Origin of the sequence: Streptomyces hyderabadensis, assembly GCF_020404845.1 — a bacterium.
Classification (GTDB): Bacteria; Actinomycetota; Actinomycetes; order Streptomycetales; family Streptomycetaceae; genus Streptomyces; species Streptomyces hyderabadensis.
Map to the genome: position 1 here is coordinate 68,569 of NZ_JAIOJZ010000027.1, position 16,587 is coordinate 85,155.

Genomic DNA, 16,587 nt, shown 5'->3' on the forward strand with positions numbered 1-16,587 from the left:
CGTGTTCTCCCCCGTGCACGTGCGATGCCCTCGCTTGGAACGCGCGTATGAATTTATCGCACCCAGGCATGCGCCCGGTCAGGCAGTGGTCGTCTTGAGGCTCTGTATGAGGGCGGCGAAAGATCCGACCGGGATGGTGACTGTGCCCTGGGAGGGCGCCTTCGAGTCGCGTATGGCTACCCGGGTGTGCAGATCTGCGATCTCCACGCAGGTGTTGCCGTCGCCTCCCTCGGAGTAGGAGGACTTCCGCCAACGGGGGCGTACGGTCACGGTCCCGTACCTCACAATTCCTTCGCCAGCTGGTGGATGAAATCACGCGTCCGGTTGGGATCGAGTGACGCCTGCTCCACCTTACGAAACAGCGTTCGAAAGCGCTCCAGTTGGGACTGGGCGTCCAGGAACGCCGTGCCGTTGGGGGAGTCGCGAAGCACGGTGTCCAGCTGAGGGAGGGGCCCGCCCACATGCATCATGGCGGCGCTGGCGCCGGCGAAGTGATCGGTGTCGAACGGGATGACCCGCACCGTGACGTGTTCCCTCTCCGACTCGTCCAGGAGCCTGCGCAACTGCGCTCGCGTCACTCCGCGGTCGCCCACTCGGATGCGGAGCGCGGCTTCGTGGACCACGGTCTCGTAGGCCGCCGGGGTGTCGCGCTCGATCACGGCACGGCGTCTCAGGCGATGGTCCACGCGTGGTCTCAGCTCGCTGTCCGGCAACTCCGGCACCATGTAGCCGAAGACCGCGCGTGCGTAGTCGGGCGTCTGCAGCAGTCCCGGGACGTGAGTGATCACGACCTCGTGCAGGAACGTCGCGTGGTGTTCCAACTCGGCGACGTCCAGGAACACCGGAGGCAGGACTCCGCGGAACTCCTCCCACCAGCCCCGAGTGCGATCGGTCGCCATCGCCACCAGGGCGTCGACCAGGGCCTCGTCGGCGCAGGCGTAGTGAGCGGCCAGCCGTCGCACACGCTCCTCACTCGCCCCGGCGAAGCCTGCCTCAACCTGACTCATCTGGGCCGAAGTCGAGCTGATCAGCCCCGCCACCTCGCGCGCCTTCAGCCCGGCGGCCTCGCGCAACCTGCGCAGTTCCGTACCCAGACGTACCTGCCGCGCCGTTGGTCGACTCCTTGGCGCCACGTGTTTCCTCCGGGCCTCAACTCGCCTGTCGTCGTACCGCTTACGGGGTCAGATTAGGGCAACGGCTTGCATGGGCAAAAATTTTTGCTCTACCTTCGGTGATGCGACGCACACGGAGTGCTGTCGATGTGCCGGAAGTGCACCGCGCCGTTCTGTCCATGACGGCTGCGGCGATGCCACCTGCCTCTCCCTCTCACTGAACGGAGTTCCCCATGCCCGAATCCGAGTCCGTCGACCCGGCGGCCCCCTGGGAGTACACCCTCTACATCCCCAACGACCCGCGCGCGGTGACCATCTGCCGCCGCACTCTCCGTCTCATCCTCACCATGCACGGCCTCATCCGCCTCGTGGACACCGCCGAGTTGCTGGCGACCGAGCTGGTCTCCAACGCCGTACGGCACACCAAGGGGCCAGCCGCGTTGCGTGTGCGGTGGGCCGCCGGTGTGCTGCGGGTCGGGGCGTGGGACGCCGACCCGGGACCGCCGGAGCCGCCCGGAAACCTGGACGCGCTCACGGAGGCGGAGGAGGGGCGGGGGCTCGCGCTCGTGCGGGCGTGTGCGGACCTGTGGGGGTGGCAGCCGCTGGCCAGGGGTGGGAACCGGGGCAAGTATGTGTGGTGTGACCTTGTCGCGGCGTAGCGCGTTGATCACGTCGTACGGGAGGGAGAGCTGATGGTCGGCTCGTCGCACGAGGCGCTGCACCGGGTCTTTCAGAAGGACCCGGCGCTGCTGACCCGGGCGTTTCAGAAGGTGCTGCGGGTTCCTTTCCCGGAGCCGCGTGACTTCGCGGTCCTGAACGCCGATGTCACGGAGATCGAGCCCGTCGAACGGCGCGTTGACACGCTGATGCGGGTGGAGACGGACGAAGGGGCCTACCTCCTCGTCGTCGAGGCGCAGGGGAAGCAGGACGAAAGGAAGCGGGGCAGCTGGCCGTACTACCTCGCGTACCTGTACGAGAAGTACCGCTGTGAGCCGGTACTCGTCGTGATCACGCAGAACAGCACGACGGCGCGCTGGGCCGCGCGGCCCATCCGGCGGGGATTGCCCGGTTGGGAGTCGCTGACGGTGCGACCGTTGGTGATCGGCCCGGACAACGTGCCGGTGATCGCGAGTGAGCGGGATGCCGAAAGGGACGTTCCGCTGGCCGTTCTGTCGGCCATGACGCACGGGCGGGGCGAACGGGCCGCCGCCATACTGGAACCGTTGGCTTTCGCTCTGCGGACCGTCGACGGCGACAGCGCCGCGGTGTTCGGACAGCTCGTCGAGTCGTGTTTGGCCGATTCCCGGGCCAAGGAGATCTGGAGGGACCTGATGTCGGAGATCCGCTACTTCTTCAACAACCCGGTGGCCGAGAAGGTGCGTGAGGAAGGGCGTGTGGAGGGGCGGGAGGAGGGTCGTGAGGAGGGGCGGACCGAGGAACGTTCCGAGATCACCTTGGAGATTCTGGAGTGGCGGGGCATCCCGGTTTCCCATGCCGTGCGGCAGCGGGTGCTTGCCTGCACCGATCTGGAGCAGCTCAAGGTCTGGTCCCAGCGGGCCGTCCGCGTCACGCGTGCCGAGGAGCTGTTCGCTGAAGACGGGGCCTGATGGTCGATGGGCAGGATTTGTCAGGAGCCGGCTCCCGTCTCGACCGGGACCCGTCTGTTGGTATCACCCCGCCCTTGGGTAGCGTGGGTTCACTCCAGCTGCCCCCCACCTCGACGGGAGTCGAAGCGTGAACCGCCCCGCCCGGCTAGTGACCGCCGCGCTCACCGCATCCGCGGCCCTGCTGTTGACCGCCTGCGGCTCAGGGGACGACGACGCGTCAACCGACAAGATCAAGGGCGCGGACACCGGGGCCGGGGCGTCGGCTTCCGCGAGTCCTACGGCTTCGGCTGCGCCGGCAGGTGTCGATCGGCCGGAGATCACGCTCCCCAAGGAGTTCCAGGCCGACTTCGAGCGCTGGACGAACAGCGACCCGAAGCTGCAGGCGATCCTGAACGACGGCCGTGAGGAACTGCGTTCCCAGTACGCCGCGGTGATCGAGGCGGACCCGGATTCCGAAGCAGTGGCTTTCTACAACTCGGAAGCCACACTGCCGACCGCCCGCAAGTGGATCAAGCAGTTCGTCGACGACGGCGAAACGCTGATCGGCAAGGTCACGGTCTCCGATCCCCAGGTCAGCATCGGGGACTCGGGATCCGGTGTGCTCTTCTACTGCGTCGACGAGCGTCAGGCGTCCACGAAGGACCGCAAGACCGGTGAAGTCACCAAGACCCCGGACAAGCCGGAAAGCGTGATTCAGTACCGGATCAATCTCGACAAGTCGCCGCAAGGGGTGTGGAAGGCGGCGTCCGTCAACGTGGTGCCGGGAGCGTGCGGCTGATGAGGGCCCTGTCGAAGGCAGTTCTTCTGCTCTCCGGTTCGCTTTGTGCGGTGGCTCTGGCTGCTCCGGGTGCACAGGCGATCGGCGACGAGGAGAACCGAGAACCCTCGACGGGCCCTTCCGGAAACGCCGATGGCAACACGCTGACCGCCGCCGCGACCAGCACCAGGATCAAGGTCACGCAGGTCAGCGGCAGCGGCTCCGGCAACTCTCCCAAGGCGCTCGCACCAGTGGACCCCAACTGGGAGCCGCCCGCCTGCTGGTACGAGCCCGTGGCCACGCCCGAGCAGCTCAAGGCCGCTGTGGACCGCCTCAAGAAGGGCGGCCCCCTGGTTGCCGTCACGCCGTCGCTCTCCTGGGGTGAGGAACTGATGGTGACGCAGTACGAGAAGGGCGAGGGCCGGACCAGCGACAGCGACGGCTACAAGAACTACAACATCGGCAAGGACGGTCAGTTCTGGCGCGGTGTGATCAACAAGGACAGGGAGAACGACGCGGCGTCGTACGAATGCGATCGCACCTTGTTCTGGCAGGACGCCAAGACCCTTCCGGACAATGAGCACGCCCCTACTCCCGATGTCCTCGCCGCCTACGCGTACGACAAGATCAAGGTTCCCGGTACGGAGGTCGAGCTGAAGCCTGCTGCCGAGTCCAAGGTGAACCTGCCGACCTGGGTGTGGCTGGACAAGGCGACCTTCCAGGAGGTCAAGGTTCGTGCCGAACTGGAGGCGGCCGGGGTGTGGGCGGAAACCACCGCCAAACCCGTGGCACTGCACCTGGACCCGGGTACCGAGGATGCCGAGACCTACCCCTCGTCCGGCGACTGCGAGATCAACGCCGACGGTTCCATCGGCACTCCCTACAGCAAGGGCGATGCCGACAGGACGCCGCCTTGCGGGATCAAGTATCTGCGGGCAAGTGGAAGTGCTCCTTACCAGTTGAAGGCATCGATCACGTGGGAGATCTCCTGGGAGGGCTCCGGCGGAGCCCAGGGCGAGCTGCCCGACGGCACCTTTGAGACCACGCAGGACATGGCTGTGCGGGAGATCCAGGCCGTCAACCGTTAGGCGCCGTCAGACGCCGGGTGGTGGGCGCCGCTGCGGGGCGGCTCGATGGCTTGAGGGCAAAGGGGGAGAAACGGTGCAGGAGTTGCGGGCCCGACTCTCCGTGGCCTTCTCCGCTGTCGGCGCCAGTCCATAAGATCTCTGTAGGCTCGACGAGCCCTCGACAGCTGACGCAATTCACTCCCCTCACACTCGACACAGGACACCGCCATGCCGCGACGCCGCACCACCAGCTCGTCAAGCTCGACGGCTCCCTCGGCGCCGAGGAACCGCACGCCGCAGCCCGTGCGGGTGCGGCGGCGGTCGTTCGGGGACTTCGTCAAGGCGTTCCTGGCCTTCGTGGTGCTGCTGGTGCTGGTCCTCGGGGTGCCGCTCGCGCTGGCCACCCAGATCGGCTGGCCGTTGCCCGACGGTGCGCCGAGCCTCGACTGGCTGCAGCGCGAGATCACCGTGCAGACCTTCCTGCACATCCTCACCGTCATCGTCTGGTTCGCCTGGGCGCAGTTCGCCGCCTGCGTGCTCGTCGAGGTCAAGGCCGCGCTGTCCGGCGTCGGGGTGCCGGGGCGGGTGCCCGGGTCCGGGCCCAGCCAGCTGCTGGCCCGGCAGCTCGTCGCCGCCCTGCTGCTGGTCGGCGCCACCGCGGCGAGCCTCACGCCGGGGCTGTCGCAGCTGGGGCAGAGCCTGGAGGGGAATCAGAAGCCGTCCGTCGCAGCCGCCCAGCAGACGCCGGGACTCTTCGCCCAGCAGCAGGAGCAGGCGGCCGCCACGGCCAGCGCCCTCGCCGAGCAGGCGGGACAGGCCGGCCAGGCCGCGGCGCGGGCCGACGGCGGCGCCTCCGCCGCGCACGGCGACACGAAGTACTACCGGATCCAGCCGCCCGAGGGGCGTCACCACGACTCCCTCTGGGAGGTGGCCGAACGGCACCTCGGTGACGGGCGGCGCTACAAGGAGATCTTCGAGCTGAACAAGGACCGGGTGCAGCCCGACGGGTCCCGGCTGTCCGAGGCCTCGCTCATCCGGCCCGGCTGGATCATGGAGATGCCCGGCGACGCCCGCGGAGGCGAGCTGGTCGAGATGCCCGACGAGGCGCCGAACGTCTCCGAGCAGGTGCAGCAGCAAATCAGCGACTACGCCAAGAGCGGGGATCACGCCCAGGGCGGAGGGGGAGCGCAGGGCGGCGGCGACGCCCAGGTGTCCCTGCCCGAGCAGCGGCCCGCGCCCGCGCCCGCGAACCCCGTCACGCCCGCCACCCCCGTGCCCAGCACGGGCGGGGAACACGCCGCTCCGGCCGCCGGACAGGAGGGCCACTCCTTCGGGCTGCCCGAGGCGCTGCTCGCCGCGCCGCTGCTCGCCGCCGGTCTCCTCGGCGCCCTCGGGCGCCGGCGCCGGCAGGCGATGTGGCAGTCGGCGCTCGGCGCGGTCGGCGGACGCCGCGGCATGGAGCCGCCCACGCCGACCGGCGACGCCCAGGACGTGCAGGACGCGCTGCTGGTGGGCGCCGACCCCGAGGGCGTACGCCTGCTCGACCGGTCGCTGCGCGGGCTGGCCGCCGCCCTCGCCGCCGAGTCCCGCCCGCTGCCCGTCGTCTACGCGGCCTGGATGAGCGGCAACGGCGACCTGCACCTCCAGCTCGCCCAGCCCGCCGGGAAGCCGCCGACGCCCTGGCAGCAGGGGCAGGACCAGACCTTCTGGATGCTCGCCCGCGCGGACGCCGAGGGGTACGAGGACGCCGAGACCGCCGCGCCGTACCCCGGGCTCGTCAGCCTCGGCACCATGGACGACTCCCGGCTGCTGCTCAACCTGGAGGCGGTACCCGGCATCGTCTCGCTCGGCGGCGCCGAGGCCGACCGGGCCGCCGTGTTCGCGTCGGTCGCCGCCGAACTGGCCACCAACGGCTGGTCGGACCGCATGACCATCACCCTGGTCGGGTTCGGGGACGACCTCACGCCCCTCGCGCCCAACCGGATCCGGCACCTCGACGGGTTCGAGGACCTCTTCGAGACCATGTCGGCCGAGACCCGGCAGCGGCGCGGCGCGCTCGGGGCCGCGGGACACGACTCTGTGCTCACCGGCCGCACCGGGCCCGCCCAGCACACCCGCTGGGCCCCGCACCTCGTCCTGCTCGCCGCCCAGCCCTCCGACGACGACGCGCTCAGGCTCGCCGAACTCGCCGCCGACGCCGGCCGCCTCGGCATCGGCTACCTCGTCGGCACCCAGGGCACCGACCTGCCCGGCGCCGCCTGGGAGATGGAGATCACCGGCGAGGGCCGGCTGCTCGCGCCGCTGCTCGGGCTCGAACTGGACGCCCAGATGCTGCCGGCCGCCCAGCGGCGCGCCGTCGTCGAGCTGTTCACCGACGCCGACCCCGGCTCCGACCCCGAGGGCGGTCCCGGCCGGCCCGCCAACGCCCCGCCGTTCCTCGTCGACATCAGCGAACAGGGCCGCCCAGCCGTGTACGCCCGCCTCGTCGGCTCGTACGAGATCATCGGCCTGGACGCGCCCGACGGCGAGCGCAGCGCCCTGCTGCACGAAGCGCTGGCGCTGCTCCTGCTGCACCGCGAGGGCGTGCACCCGCGCGTGCTGTCCTCCGCGCTGTGGCCGCGCGGCGTGACGCCGGACGTGCGCGACGCGCTGCTGGAGCGGCTGCGGACCTGGCTCGGCACCGACCCCGACGGCACGCCCCGGCTCGCCACCGACGCCACCGGTCGGCTCACCCTCGCCAAGTCCGTCGTCTCCGACCTCGACGTGCTGCGCTCCCTCTACTACGAGGCCACCCAGGGCCGGGGCGTCGACAGCCGCCAGGTGCGCGGGCGGCTGCTCACCGACGCGCTGGTGCTGGTGCGCGGGCCGCTGCTCGCCGACCGGCCCGAGGGCCGCTACCGCTGGCTCACCCACGAGATCGTCGACGCCCAGCTCCCACTGCTCGTCGCCGACACCGGGCTGGCCCTCTCCGAGTTCCACCTGGAGAAGAACCGCGCGGAGAAGGCCATCGAGGCGCTGAACGCGGCCCTGTGCACCGCCCCCGCCGACGAGCGCCTGTGGCACGAGCTGCTGCGCGCCACCCACACCACCGGCGACCCCGACCGGCTGCGCGCCCTCGCCGCCGACCTCGTCGCCCGCAGCGGCGCACGCGGACTGCCGCCGCGCACCGAGGCGCTGCTCGACGAGTTGCTGCCGACCTGGCGCGAGGGCGTCTCCGCCGCCGGATGAGCATCGACATCGCCGTCGACGCCGCTGTCGGCACCGGCATCGACCCCGGCCTCCTGGCCGTCCTCGTCGCCGCGCTGTGGGGTGCGGCGACGGGCGCGCTGCTGCCCCGCGCGGCCTACCGGTTCGCCGCCCCCTCCGGGGAGGCGTGGCACGAGCGGTGCCCGGACGGGCACGCCGTACGCGGCTGGCTCGGCCGGGTCCGGTGCGGGCAGTGCCCGCCCGACCAGGCGTCCCACGGCCCCCGCACCGCGCCCCTCGCCGTCGCCACCGCCCTCGTCTGCGCCGCCCTCGCCGCCGCCACCGGCACCCGGCCCGAGCTGGCCGTCTGGCTGCTGCTCGCCCCGGTCGGCGTACTGCTCGCCGTCGTCGACCTGAAGGTACGGCGGCTGCCCGACCCGCTCACCCTGCCGCTGGCCGGCGCCGCGCTCGTCCTGCTCGGCCTCACCGCGCTCGTGCCCGAGCACGCGGGGGAGTGGACCACCGCCTTGCTGGGCGCCCTCGCCCTCGGCGCGGCCTATCTCGTGCTGTTCCTCATCAACCCCGCCGGCATGGGCTTCGGCGACGTCAAGCTCGCCCTCACGGCCGGCGCCGTCCTCGGCTGGTACGGCTGGCCCACGCTGATGCTGGGCACCTTCGCCGGGTTCCTGCTCGGGGCGCTGTACGGCGGCGCCCTCCTCGTCGCCCGGCGCGCGCACCGCAAGACGGCCATTCCCTTCGGCCCCTTCCTGATCGCGGGCGCCTTCCTCGGCGTCCTGGCCGGGGCGTACGCGGCCTGACCACGAGCGGGCAAACGGCCTGGCGTAGGCTGGTGCGGTCCGTCCACAACCCTTACGAACCTTGCGAAAGGGACGCCGGTGACCGAGAAGGCCGACCTTCAGCCCATCCTCGACCGCGCCGCCGCCGGTGGGCGGATCACCCCCGAAGAGGCGCTCGTCCTCTACCGCGACGCCCCGCTGCACGCGCTGGGCGCCGCCGCCGACGCCGTACGAAGGCGGCGGTACGCCGGTACGGAGCACATCGCGACGTACATCATCGAGCGCAACATCAACTACACGAACGTGTGCGTCACGGCGTGCAAGTTCTGCGCCTTCTACGCGGCCCCCAAGGACACCAAGAAGGGCTGGAGCCGCGACCTCGACGACATCCTGCGCCGCTGCGCGGAGACGGTCGAGCTGGGCGGCACCCAGATCATGTTCCAGGGCGGCCACCACCCGGACTACGGCGTCGAGTACTACGAGAAGCACTTCGCCGCCATCAAGAAGGAGTTCCCCCAGCTCGTCATCCACAGCCTGGGGGCGAGCGAGGTCGAGCACATGGCTCGGATCTCGGGTGTGTCGGTCGAGGAGGCCATCACCCGCATCCACGCCGCCGGGCTCGACTCCTTCGCCGGTGCCGGTGCCGAGCTGCTGCCCGAGCGGCCGCGCAAGGCCATCGCGCCGCTGAAGGAGTCCGGCGAGCGCTGGCTGGAGATCATGGAGATCGCGCACAACCTGGGCGTCGAGTCGACCTCCACCATGCTGATGGGCACCGGCGAGACCAACGCCGAGCGCATCGAGCACCTGCGCATGATCCGGGACGTGCAGGACCGCACCGGCGGCTTCCGCGCCTTCATCCCGTACACCTACCAGCCCGAGAACAACCACCTGAAGGGCCGCACCCAGGCCACGCTCTTCGAGTACCTGCGGATGATCGCCATCGCCCGCGTGTTCCTGGACAACGTCGCCCACATCCAGGGCTCCTGGCTGACCACCGGCAAGGAGGTCGGCCAGCTCTCCCTGCACTACGGCGCGGACGACCTCGGCTCGATCATGCTGGAGGAGAACGTCGTCTCCTCCGCGGGCGCCAAGCACCGGTCCAACCGGCTGGAGATCATCGACCTGATCCGCAAGGCGGGGCGGGTCCCGGCGCAGCGGGCCACGACGTACGAGCACCTCGTCGTGCACGACGACCCGGCGAACGACCCGGTCGACGAGCGGGTCGTCTCGCACATCTCCTCCACGGCGATCGAGGGCGGCACGGCGCACCCCGAGCTGAAGCTGCTCGCCTCCAACTGACGCCGCCGTGCTGACCCTTCACGTCGCCGAGGCCTCGCCCGAGGCGGCCGTCGTGGTCGACGGCGCGCAGCTCGCCGCCGTCGGCCCGTACGAGGCGCTGGCCGCCGGCCACCCGCGGGCACGGGTGCGCCGGTGGCCCGGCATCCTGACGCCCGGACTGCTCAACCCGTACGGCCCGGAGCTGCTGGAGCAGGCGTACCACCCCGACCCGCGCGAAGCGGACCGGCTGGGCACCGAGCCGGTCTTCGGGGAGCGCGCGCTCGCACTCCTCGGCGCGAACGCGTCCGCGCGGGGCGCCAGCGCGCGCCGAGGGGTACAGCGCCTGCTGGCGCACGGAACGGTCGCCGTCGCCGGTGAGCTGCGGGGGCGCGCGGCCCTGGACGCGGTGCGCGGAGCGGGGCTCGCCCTGGCGGGGCGCCCGGCCGGCCTGCCCGGGCCCGCGTCGTTCTCACCGGTGCCGCTGGTGCTGCTGCCCGGGCTCGCTCCCGGCAAGCCCGCGCGGTTCGCGGTGTTCGACGTACCCGACCGGGCCGCGCTCGTGCGGGAGGGCGCGGCCACGTGCGTGGCGACCGTCGTCGCGGGCCGGCTCGTGTACCGGCGGCGCTGAACGCGCCTGCGCCGTGTGCGCGGGCGCTGAGGGCCCGGGTGCTGAGCGCGTGGGCGCGCCGAGCGGGCGCTATCCCGCGAACGCCGCCGCGAACGCGCCGCTGTCCTGCTCCACCCCGCTGCAGTCGGTCAGCGCGTCCTGCGCGGACGCGTCGTCCGCGCACTGCCGGTCGCGGAAGGCGGCCCACATCGACACCCAGGCGATGTCCTTCTCCTCGGCGAAGGCGCGCACCTCGGCCGCGTCGTCGAGCGTGAAGGTCTCCCCGGCGACGTCGTTGACGCCGAGCATCGAGGTGAGCGCCATGCCCCGCCAGGCGTCCGCGTCGGAGGTGCCGAAGACCTTCCTCAGCTGGGTGTGCGCGGCCTTGGCCGAGGTCAGGGCGTAGTCACCCATGTCGTCGGTGTACGACTCGCCGTAGTTCATGGTCATGAGGTTGACCGTGGAGACCCGTACGCCGTGGTCGTTGGCCGACGCCAGCAGCGCCAGACCGTCGCCGTCCAGGCCGGAGGGCATCACCGGGAGCGTGAAGGAGACCTCCAGGCCGCCGCGTTCCTCCTGGAGCAGCGCGATCGCCTCCGAGCGCAGGGCGACGGAGTCGGCGTCGGTCAGCGCGTCGCCCTCGATGTCGAAGTCCGCCTGCGTGGACCCGGCGGCGTCCAGGGCCGCGCCGTACGCCGCCGCCAGGGCCGAGGCGCTGTCGCAGGCCGCCGCCAGCTCCGTGCCGGAGGCGCCGCCGAAGGAGACGCGGACGGTGGCGCCGGACTCCTTCAGCTGCTCGACGCGGGAGGCGACGGAGGCGTCGTCGATGTCCTGCACGCCGTTCCAGCGGGGCACGCAGTCGTCGCCGGAGGAGATGACGAACGCCAGGTTGTACGCCGTGGGGGAGCCCGCCGCATCGGTGCCGGACGCGGTGGTGGCACTGACGTAGGGGGCGTAGGCGGTGGCCGGCCCGGAGGAGGCGGACGGCGACGCGGGGGCCGCGTCGGTGGTGCCGTCGTCCTGCCCGGCGCAGCCCGCGGTGGCCAGGGCGAGCAACAGGGCGCACCCGGCTGCCGCGGTCCGGTGAACCCTCATGAGCGCACCCTCCCGTTCTCGTCGTTCGTGTCGGACCAGTGAAGGTGTCACGCCTGCCTGGGTCTTCGCTGAGGAAAGCGCGCCGTTCGGGGTCATCTCCCAGGAAACGGACAGGAACGGCCGCTTTTCACCGGGACCTCTCAAGGAACTGCCAGTTCGCGACAGGCAAGGCTCCCTACCGTCCGGGGCATGCGATCCGAGCCTGCCACCGCCTCCCGAGCCGCCCCGCGCGGTCGCCGCCGCAAACGCGGCAACGGTCCTGCCGAAGGACCCGTGTTCGTCGACAGCACCGGACGCCGGGCCCGGCTGCTGCGCCGGCTCGGACTCCTGCTCGGGGCCGTGTGCGTCGGCTACACGGCCGTCCTGGGCCTGGCCTTCATGGGCGTCGGCATCTCGGTCAACCCGTCCTCGCTGCTGCCCTTCGGCGGTGGTGGCGGAGGACCGGAGGGCGGCCCGGGCCCCGGCGGCGGCACGCGTCCGCAGGGCGGCGTGGCTCCCACGGGCGTCCCGCCGAGCACCGCACCCTCCGTCTCCCCCAGCGCGGTCCCCAGCGCCGCCGCCACCGCATCCGCCTCCACCGCCGCCCGCACCGACTGACCGGACGCCCTCACCCTCATGACCACGCCCACCACCCCTCCCGCGACCCCGCCCGCCCGGGGCCGCCGCCGCGCCCCCTCCCGCATGGAACGCGCCGCGGGCCGGGCCGCCGCGCTGCAACGCCCCCGGGTCCTCCTCGCCCTGCTGCTCCTGCTCGCGCTGACCTGCGTGATGCTCCTCGACGGCTATCTGCGCGCCGAGGTCGGCGGCGACCAGCGCGTGCGCACCGGCGCCTCGGCGAGCGACGTCCCCGAGGACGTGCTCGACGGCGGGCCGATCCTGTCCTTCCCCGGCGGGCAGGCCACCACCGTCTCCGTCCCGGACAAGACGATCGTGCTGACCTTCGACGACGGCCCCGACCCCACCTGGACGCCGCAGGTGCTGGAGATCCTGGAGAAGTACGACGTGCCCGGCACGTTCTTCCTGGTCGGCTCGATGGTCGCGCGCCACCCGGGCATCGTGCGGGACATGGTCGAGCAGGGCAACGAGGTGGGCGTCCACACCTTCACCCACGTCGACCTCTCCTACCAGAGCCAGTCCCGCGTCGACCGAGAGATCGAGCAGACCCAGCTCGCGCTCGCGGGCGCGGCCGGCATCACCACCACGCTCTTCCGGGCGCCGTACTCCTCCGAGACGGACGCCATCGACAACTACAGCTGGCCCGTCTACGAGAGCCTCGGCGAGGACGGCTACACCAGCGTCTTCATCGACACCGACAGCGACGACTGGAAGCGGCCCGGCGTCTCGAAGATCGTCGAGTGGGCGACGCCGGAGGACGGCGAGGGCGCCTCCGTCCTCTTCCACGACGCCGGGGGCGAGCGGTCCCAGACGATCGAGGCGCTGCCGAAGTACATCGAGAAGATGAAGGCGAAGGGCTACACCTTCACCACGGTCAGCGGTGTCATGGCCGACCAGCAGCCCACGCGTGGGCCCGCCGCCGCAGCCTCGGACGCGACGGGTTCCGGTGACAGCCTCCAGGCCGCCCACCACAAGGCCACCGGCGCCACCCTCTACGAGGGCAAGGCGCTCGTCGCCGCCGTCGCGGTCGCCGAGTGGACGGTGCCGGCGCTGTCGGCCGGGCTCGTGATCGTGGGTGTGGCCGTGATGGGCAGGTTCGCGATGATGCTGGTCCTGGCCCGCCGCCATTACCGGCAGCGCAACAGACGACGCTTCAGCTGGGGCCCGCCCGTCACCCGGCCGGTGAGCGTGATCGTCCCGGCGTACAACGAGAAGGAGTGCATCGAGGCGACCCTGAGATCCCTGGCGCGCAGTACGCACCCGATCGAGATCATCGTCGTGGACGACGGCTCGACGGACGGCACGGCGGAGATCGCCGAGTCGCTGGGGCTGCCGGGCGTCCGGGTAGTGCGGCAGGCCAACGCGGGCAAGCCCGCCGCCCTCAACAACGGCGTCCGGCACGCCCGGTACGACATCGTCGTGATGATGGACGGCGACACCGTCTTCGAACCCGACACCGTACGGCACCTGGTGCAGCCCTTCGCCGACCCCGCCGTCGGCGCGGTCGCGGGCAACGCCAAGGTCGGCAACCGGCGCACCCTCATCGGCGCCTGGCAGCACATCGAGTACGTGATGGGCTTCAACCTCGACCGGCGCATGTACGACCTGCTGCGCTGCATGCCGACCATCCCCGGCGCGATCGGCGCCTTCCGGCGCGAGGCGGTCCTCCAGGTCGGCGGCATGAGCCACGACACCCTCGCCGAGGACACCGACATCACCATCGCCCTGCACCGCGCGGGCTGGCGGGTGGTCTACGAGGAGCACGCCCGCGCCTGGACCGAGGCGCCCGGGTCGCTCGGCCAGCTCTGGTCGCAGCGCTACCGCTGGTCGTACGGGACGATGCAGGCGCTGTGGAAGCACCGCCGCTCCCTGACGGACAAGGGGCCCTCGGGCCGCTTCGGGCGGGTCGGCCTGCCGCTGGTGGTGCTCTTCCAGGTGGTCACGCCGGTCTTCGCGCCGCTCATCGACGTGTTCACCGTCTACTCGATGCTCTTCGTCGACTTCCGCGCGGCGCTGCTGGCCTGGCTCGCGGTGCTGGCCGTGCAGCTGGTGTGCGCGGCGTACGCCTTCCGGCTCGATGGGGAGAAGTACCGGTACCTGCTGATGATGCCGCTCCAGCAGCTGGCGTACCGGCAGATGATGTACCTCGTCCTCATCCACTCCTGCGTCACCGCGCTGACCGGCGGGCGGCTGCGCTGGCAGAAGCTGAAACGGACCGGCGAGGTGGGGACCCCGGCGGGGACCGGGACCACGGGGACGGGCACGGGCTGATGGGCGTGCACCGCAAGGGCGCCGTGCCCGCCGTGCGCGCCGACGGGGACGCCCCGGCAGGCGGCGGCCGGGACCGGTACTTCGACACGCTGCGCGCCCTCGCCCTGGTCCGGGTCGTCGCGTACCACGCCTTCGGCTGGCCCTGGGCCGGGCTGGTCTTCCCGTCCATGGGCGTCATGTTCGGCCTGGCCGGCACCCTGATGGCCCGCTCGCTCCGGCGGCCCGCCGCGGCGGTGCTCCGCGGCCGGCTGCGCCGCCTGCTGCCGCCGTTCTGGTGCTGGGGGCTGTTCGTGGTGGGCGCGATGCTGGTGCGCGGCTGGATGCCGGGGTGGCAGATCGTCTACTGGATCGTGCCGCTCGGCGACCCGCCGGGCAGCGCGTGGGGCGAGCAGGCCTGGGAGATCCTCTGGTACCTCAGGACGTACCTGTGGTTCGTGCTGCTCTCCCCGCTGCTGCTGCGGGTCTTCCGGCTCGCGCCCGTGCCGGTGCTGCTGCTGTCCCTCGCGCCGGTCGTGGCGTTCCAGTTCCTCTGGCAGCCGCCGGACAACCGCTTCGGGACGGCGCTGCTCGACCTGGCCACGTACCTCTTCTGCTGGGTTCTCGGCTTCGCCCACCGCGACGGGGTGCTGGCCCGCCTGAGACCGGCCGCCGTCGTCGTCCTCTCGCTCGCGGCCCTCGCCTGCGGCGCCTGGTACGCCTTCGCGCACCGGGCCGAGTACGGCACCTACGACCTGGACGACATCCCGCTCGCGCAGGCCTTCTGGTCGGCCGGGTTCGTGACGCTGCTGATGTACTCCAAGGCGCGGCTGAGGTTCGACTTCTCGGGCCTGGCCCGGATGCGGCGGCTGGACCGGCTGGTGAGCGTGTTCAACGCCCGCGCGGTGACCGTCTACCTCTGGCACGAGCTGGCCCTGGTCCTGGCCGTGCCGCTGATCGACCGGTGCTGGGACGTGCCCGCCTTCGAGGCGTACCTGCCGCTGGGGAGCCAGTGGTTCCTGCTGGCGGTGGGCTGGGTCCTGATCGCGGGGTTCGTGCTGCTCTTCGGGTGGGTGGAGGACGTCGCCGCGCGCCGGCGGCCGCGGCTGCTGCCGTGAGCCCGTCAGCGGCCGGAAGGACCCGTGCTGCAACAATGGGCCCGTGACCCGCGCTTCCCTGAACAAGCAGCCGCACGAAGTCGCCTCGATGTTCGACCACGTCGCGCAACGGTACGACCTGACGAACGCCGTGCTCTCGCTCGGCCAGGACCGGGCGTGGCGCAAGGCGGTCGCCAGAGCCGTCGACGCCCGTCCCGCGCAGAAGGTCCTGGACCTGGCGGCCGGCACCGCGACCTCCTCCCTGCCCTTCGCCCGCACCGGCGCGTACGTCGTGCCCTGCGACTTCTCCCAGGGCATGCTCCAGGTCGGCAAGGAGCGCCACTCCTGGCTGCCGTTCACCGCGGGCGACGCGACCCGGCTGCCGTTCAAGGACGACGTCTTCGACGCCGTCACCATCTCCTTCGGGCTGCGCAACGTCCAGGACACGGACGCCGCGCTGCGCGAGATGTACCGGGTGACGCGGCCCGGCGGGCGGGTCGTCATCTGCGAGTTCTCGCACCCGACCTGGGCGCCGTTCCGCACCGTCTACACCGAGTACCTGATGCGCGCCCTGCCGCCGGTGGCCCGCGCGGTGTCGTCCAACCCCGACGCGTACGTCTACCTCGCCGAGTCCATCCGGGCCTGGCCCGACCAGGCGGCGCTCGCCGGGCGGCTGGGCAAGGCCGGCTGGTCGAAGGTGGCCTGGCGCAATCTGACGGGCGGCGTGGTGACGCTGCACCGCGGCTTCAAGGCGAGCTGAGCGCGGCGCAGCGGGCCGGCGGCACCCCCGGTTCCCCCGGCTCCGCCAGCTCGCGGCCGAGCCCGCCCAGCGGCGGCCGCGGCACGCGCGGCTCGCGGATGCCCCCGCCGCCCTCGCCCTCCCCGAAGTCGAACCACACGTACACCGTCGACTCCCGGGGCACCTGCGCACCGGGCCGCGGATACTGGCGTACGACGTGGTCGACGGCGGCGGCCCGCGGATCGGGCCGGTCCGGCGCGTACAGGGACAGGCCCTGTCCGTGGGCGGTCTCGTACGCGTCCACGGCCATGAGACCGACCAGGCGCGGTACGCGGACGTCACGGTTCTCGGGGTTCTCGGATACCAGGCGCACGGACGTCACC

At 71.8% G+C, this 16,587-nt stretch carries 16 protein-coding genes; 12 read left to right on the forward strand and 4 right to left on the reverse strand.

The annotated features are described in order from the left end of the window. Positions 1-78: 78 nt before the first annotated feature. The gene (locus K7854_RS21515) at positions 79-270 is read right to left on the reverse strand and encodes a DUF397 domain-containing protein (protein ID WP_226028178.1); all 192 of its coding nucleotides are present in this window, start codon (positions 268-270) and stop codon (positions 79-81) included. Between the two features lie 11 nt (positions 271-281). Continuing rightward, positions 282-1,133 (reverse strand): transcriptional regulator WhiJ, encoded by an 852-nt coding sequence (gene whiJ / locus K7854_RS21520; protein WP_226028179.1) that lies wholly within the window; start codon positions 1,131-1,133, stop codon positions 282-284. 212 nt (positions 1,134-1,345) lie between these two features. Between whiJ and K7854_RS21525 the strand changes: the two genes are divergently transcribed. From K7854_RS21525 to K7854_RS21560, 8 genes are all read left to right on the forward strand, one after another. Next, positions 1,346-1,771 (forward strand): ATP-binding protein, encoded by a 426-nt coding sequence (locus tag K7854_RS21525; RefSeq protein ID WP_226028180.1) that lies wholly within the window; start codon positions 1,346-1,348, stop codon positions 1,769-1,771. 33 nt (positions 1,772-1,804) lie between these two features. Further along, positions 1,805-2,719, forward strand: a complete 915-nt coding sequence (locus tag K7854_RS21530) for a hypothetical protein (protein ID WP_226028181.1) — start codon at positions 1,805-1,807, stop codon at positions 2,717-2,719. Positions 2,720-2,846: 127 nt separating this feature from the next. Then, complete coding sequence (locus K7854_RS21535; protein ID WP_226028182.1) at positions 2,847-3,497, forward strand: hypothetical protein; 651 nt, start codon at positions 2,847-2,849, stop codon at positions 3,495-3,497. Beyond that, positions 3,497-4,564 carry a hypothetical protein gene (locus K7854_RS21540; protein WP_226028183.1) on the forward strand — a complete coding sequence of 356 codons (1,068 nt, stop codon included), beginning with the start codon at positions 3,497-3,499 and terminating at the stop codon, positions 4,562-4,564. The genes K7854_RS21535 and K7854_RS21540 overlap by 1 nt, the downstream gene beginning before the upstream one ends. Before the next feature lie 207 nt (positions 4,565-4,771). Further along, positions 4,772-7,771, forward strand: coding sequence for a bacterial transcriptional activator domain-containing protein (locus K7854_RS21545; RefSeq protein WP_226028184.1), 3,000 nt, complete (start codon positions 4,772-4,774; stop codon positions 7,769-7,771). Then, on the forward strand, positions 7,768-8,547 hold the full coding sequence (locus K7854_RS21550; RefSeq protein WP_226028185.1) for a prepilin peptidase: 780 nt from the start codon (positions 7,768-7,770) through the stop codon (positions 8,545-8,547). Before K7854_RS21545 ends, K7854_RS21550 begins: the two co-directional genes overlap by 4 nt. Positions 8,548-8,625: 78 nt before the next feature. Next, positions 8,626-9,825, forward strand: coding sequence for a cyclic dehypoxanthinyl futalosine synthase (gene mqnC, locus K7854_RS21555; protein WP_226028186.1), 1,200 nt, complete (start codon positions 8,626-8,628; stop codon positions 9,823-9,825). A gap of 7 nt (positions 9,826-9,832) precedes the next feature. After that, entirely contained in the window at positions 9,833-10,432 is a 600-nt protein-coding gene (locus tag K7854_RS21560) for a hypothetical protein (protein WP_226028187.1), read from the forward strand. Positions 10,433-10,501: 69 nt separating this feature from the next. On the opposite strand, the gene K7854_RS21565 is transcribed toward K7854_RS21560, so the two are convergent. Beyond that, entirely contained in the window at positions 10,502-11,506 is a 1,005-nt protein-coding gene (locus tag K7854_RS21565; RefSeq protein WP_226028188.1) for a chitinase, read from the reverse strand. Positions 11,507-11,695: 189 nt separating this feature from the next. Between K7854_RS21565 and K7854_RS21570 the strand changes: the two genes are divergently transcribed. Genes K7854_RS21570 through K7854_RS21585 form a run of 4 tightly spaced genes read left to right on the forward strand, consistent with a single transcriptional unit; the run spans position 11,696 to position 16,225 of the window. Next, complete coding sequence (locus K7854_RS21570) at positions 11,696-12,103, forward strand: hypothetical protein (RefSeq protein ID WP_226028189.1); 408 nt, start codon at positions 11,696-11,698, stop codon at positions 12,101-12,103. An 18-nt stretch (positions 12,104-12,121) separates the two neighbouring features. Beyond that, complete coding sequence (locus tag K7854_RS21575) at positions 12,122-14,392, forward strand: bifunctional polysaccharide deacetylase/glycosyltransferase family 2 protein (protein WP_226028190.1); 2,271 nt, start codon at positions 12,122-12,124, stop codon at positions 14,390-14,392. After that, positions 14,392-15,486, forward strand: a complete 1,095-nt coding sequence (locus K7854_RS21580; RefSeq protein WP_226028191.1) for an acyltransferase family protein — start codon at positions 14,392-14,394, stop codon at positions 15,484-15,486. Before K7854_RS21575 ends, K7854_RS21580 begins: the two co-directional genes overlap by 1 nt. A 43-nt stretch (positions 15,487-15,529) precedes the next feature. Next, a complete protein-coding gene (locus K7854_RS21585; protein WP_226028192.1) occupies positions 15,530-16,225 on the forward strand; it encodes a demethylmenaquinone methyltransferase in 696 nt (231 codons plus the stop codon). Here the strand turns inward: K7854_RS21585 and K7854_RS21590 are convergent. Beyond that, a complete protein-coding gene (locus K7854_RS21590; RefSeq protein WP_226028193.1) occupies positions 16,212-16,577 on the reverse strand; it encodes a PASTA domain-containing protein in 366 nt (121 codons plus the stop codon). The genes K7854_RS21585 and K7854_RS21590 overlap by 14 nt on opposite strands. Positions 16,578-16,587: the final 10 nt, after the last annotated feature.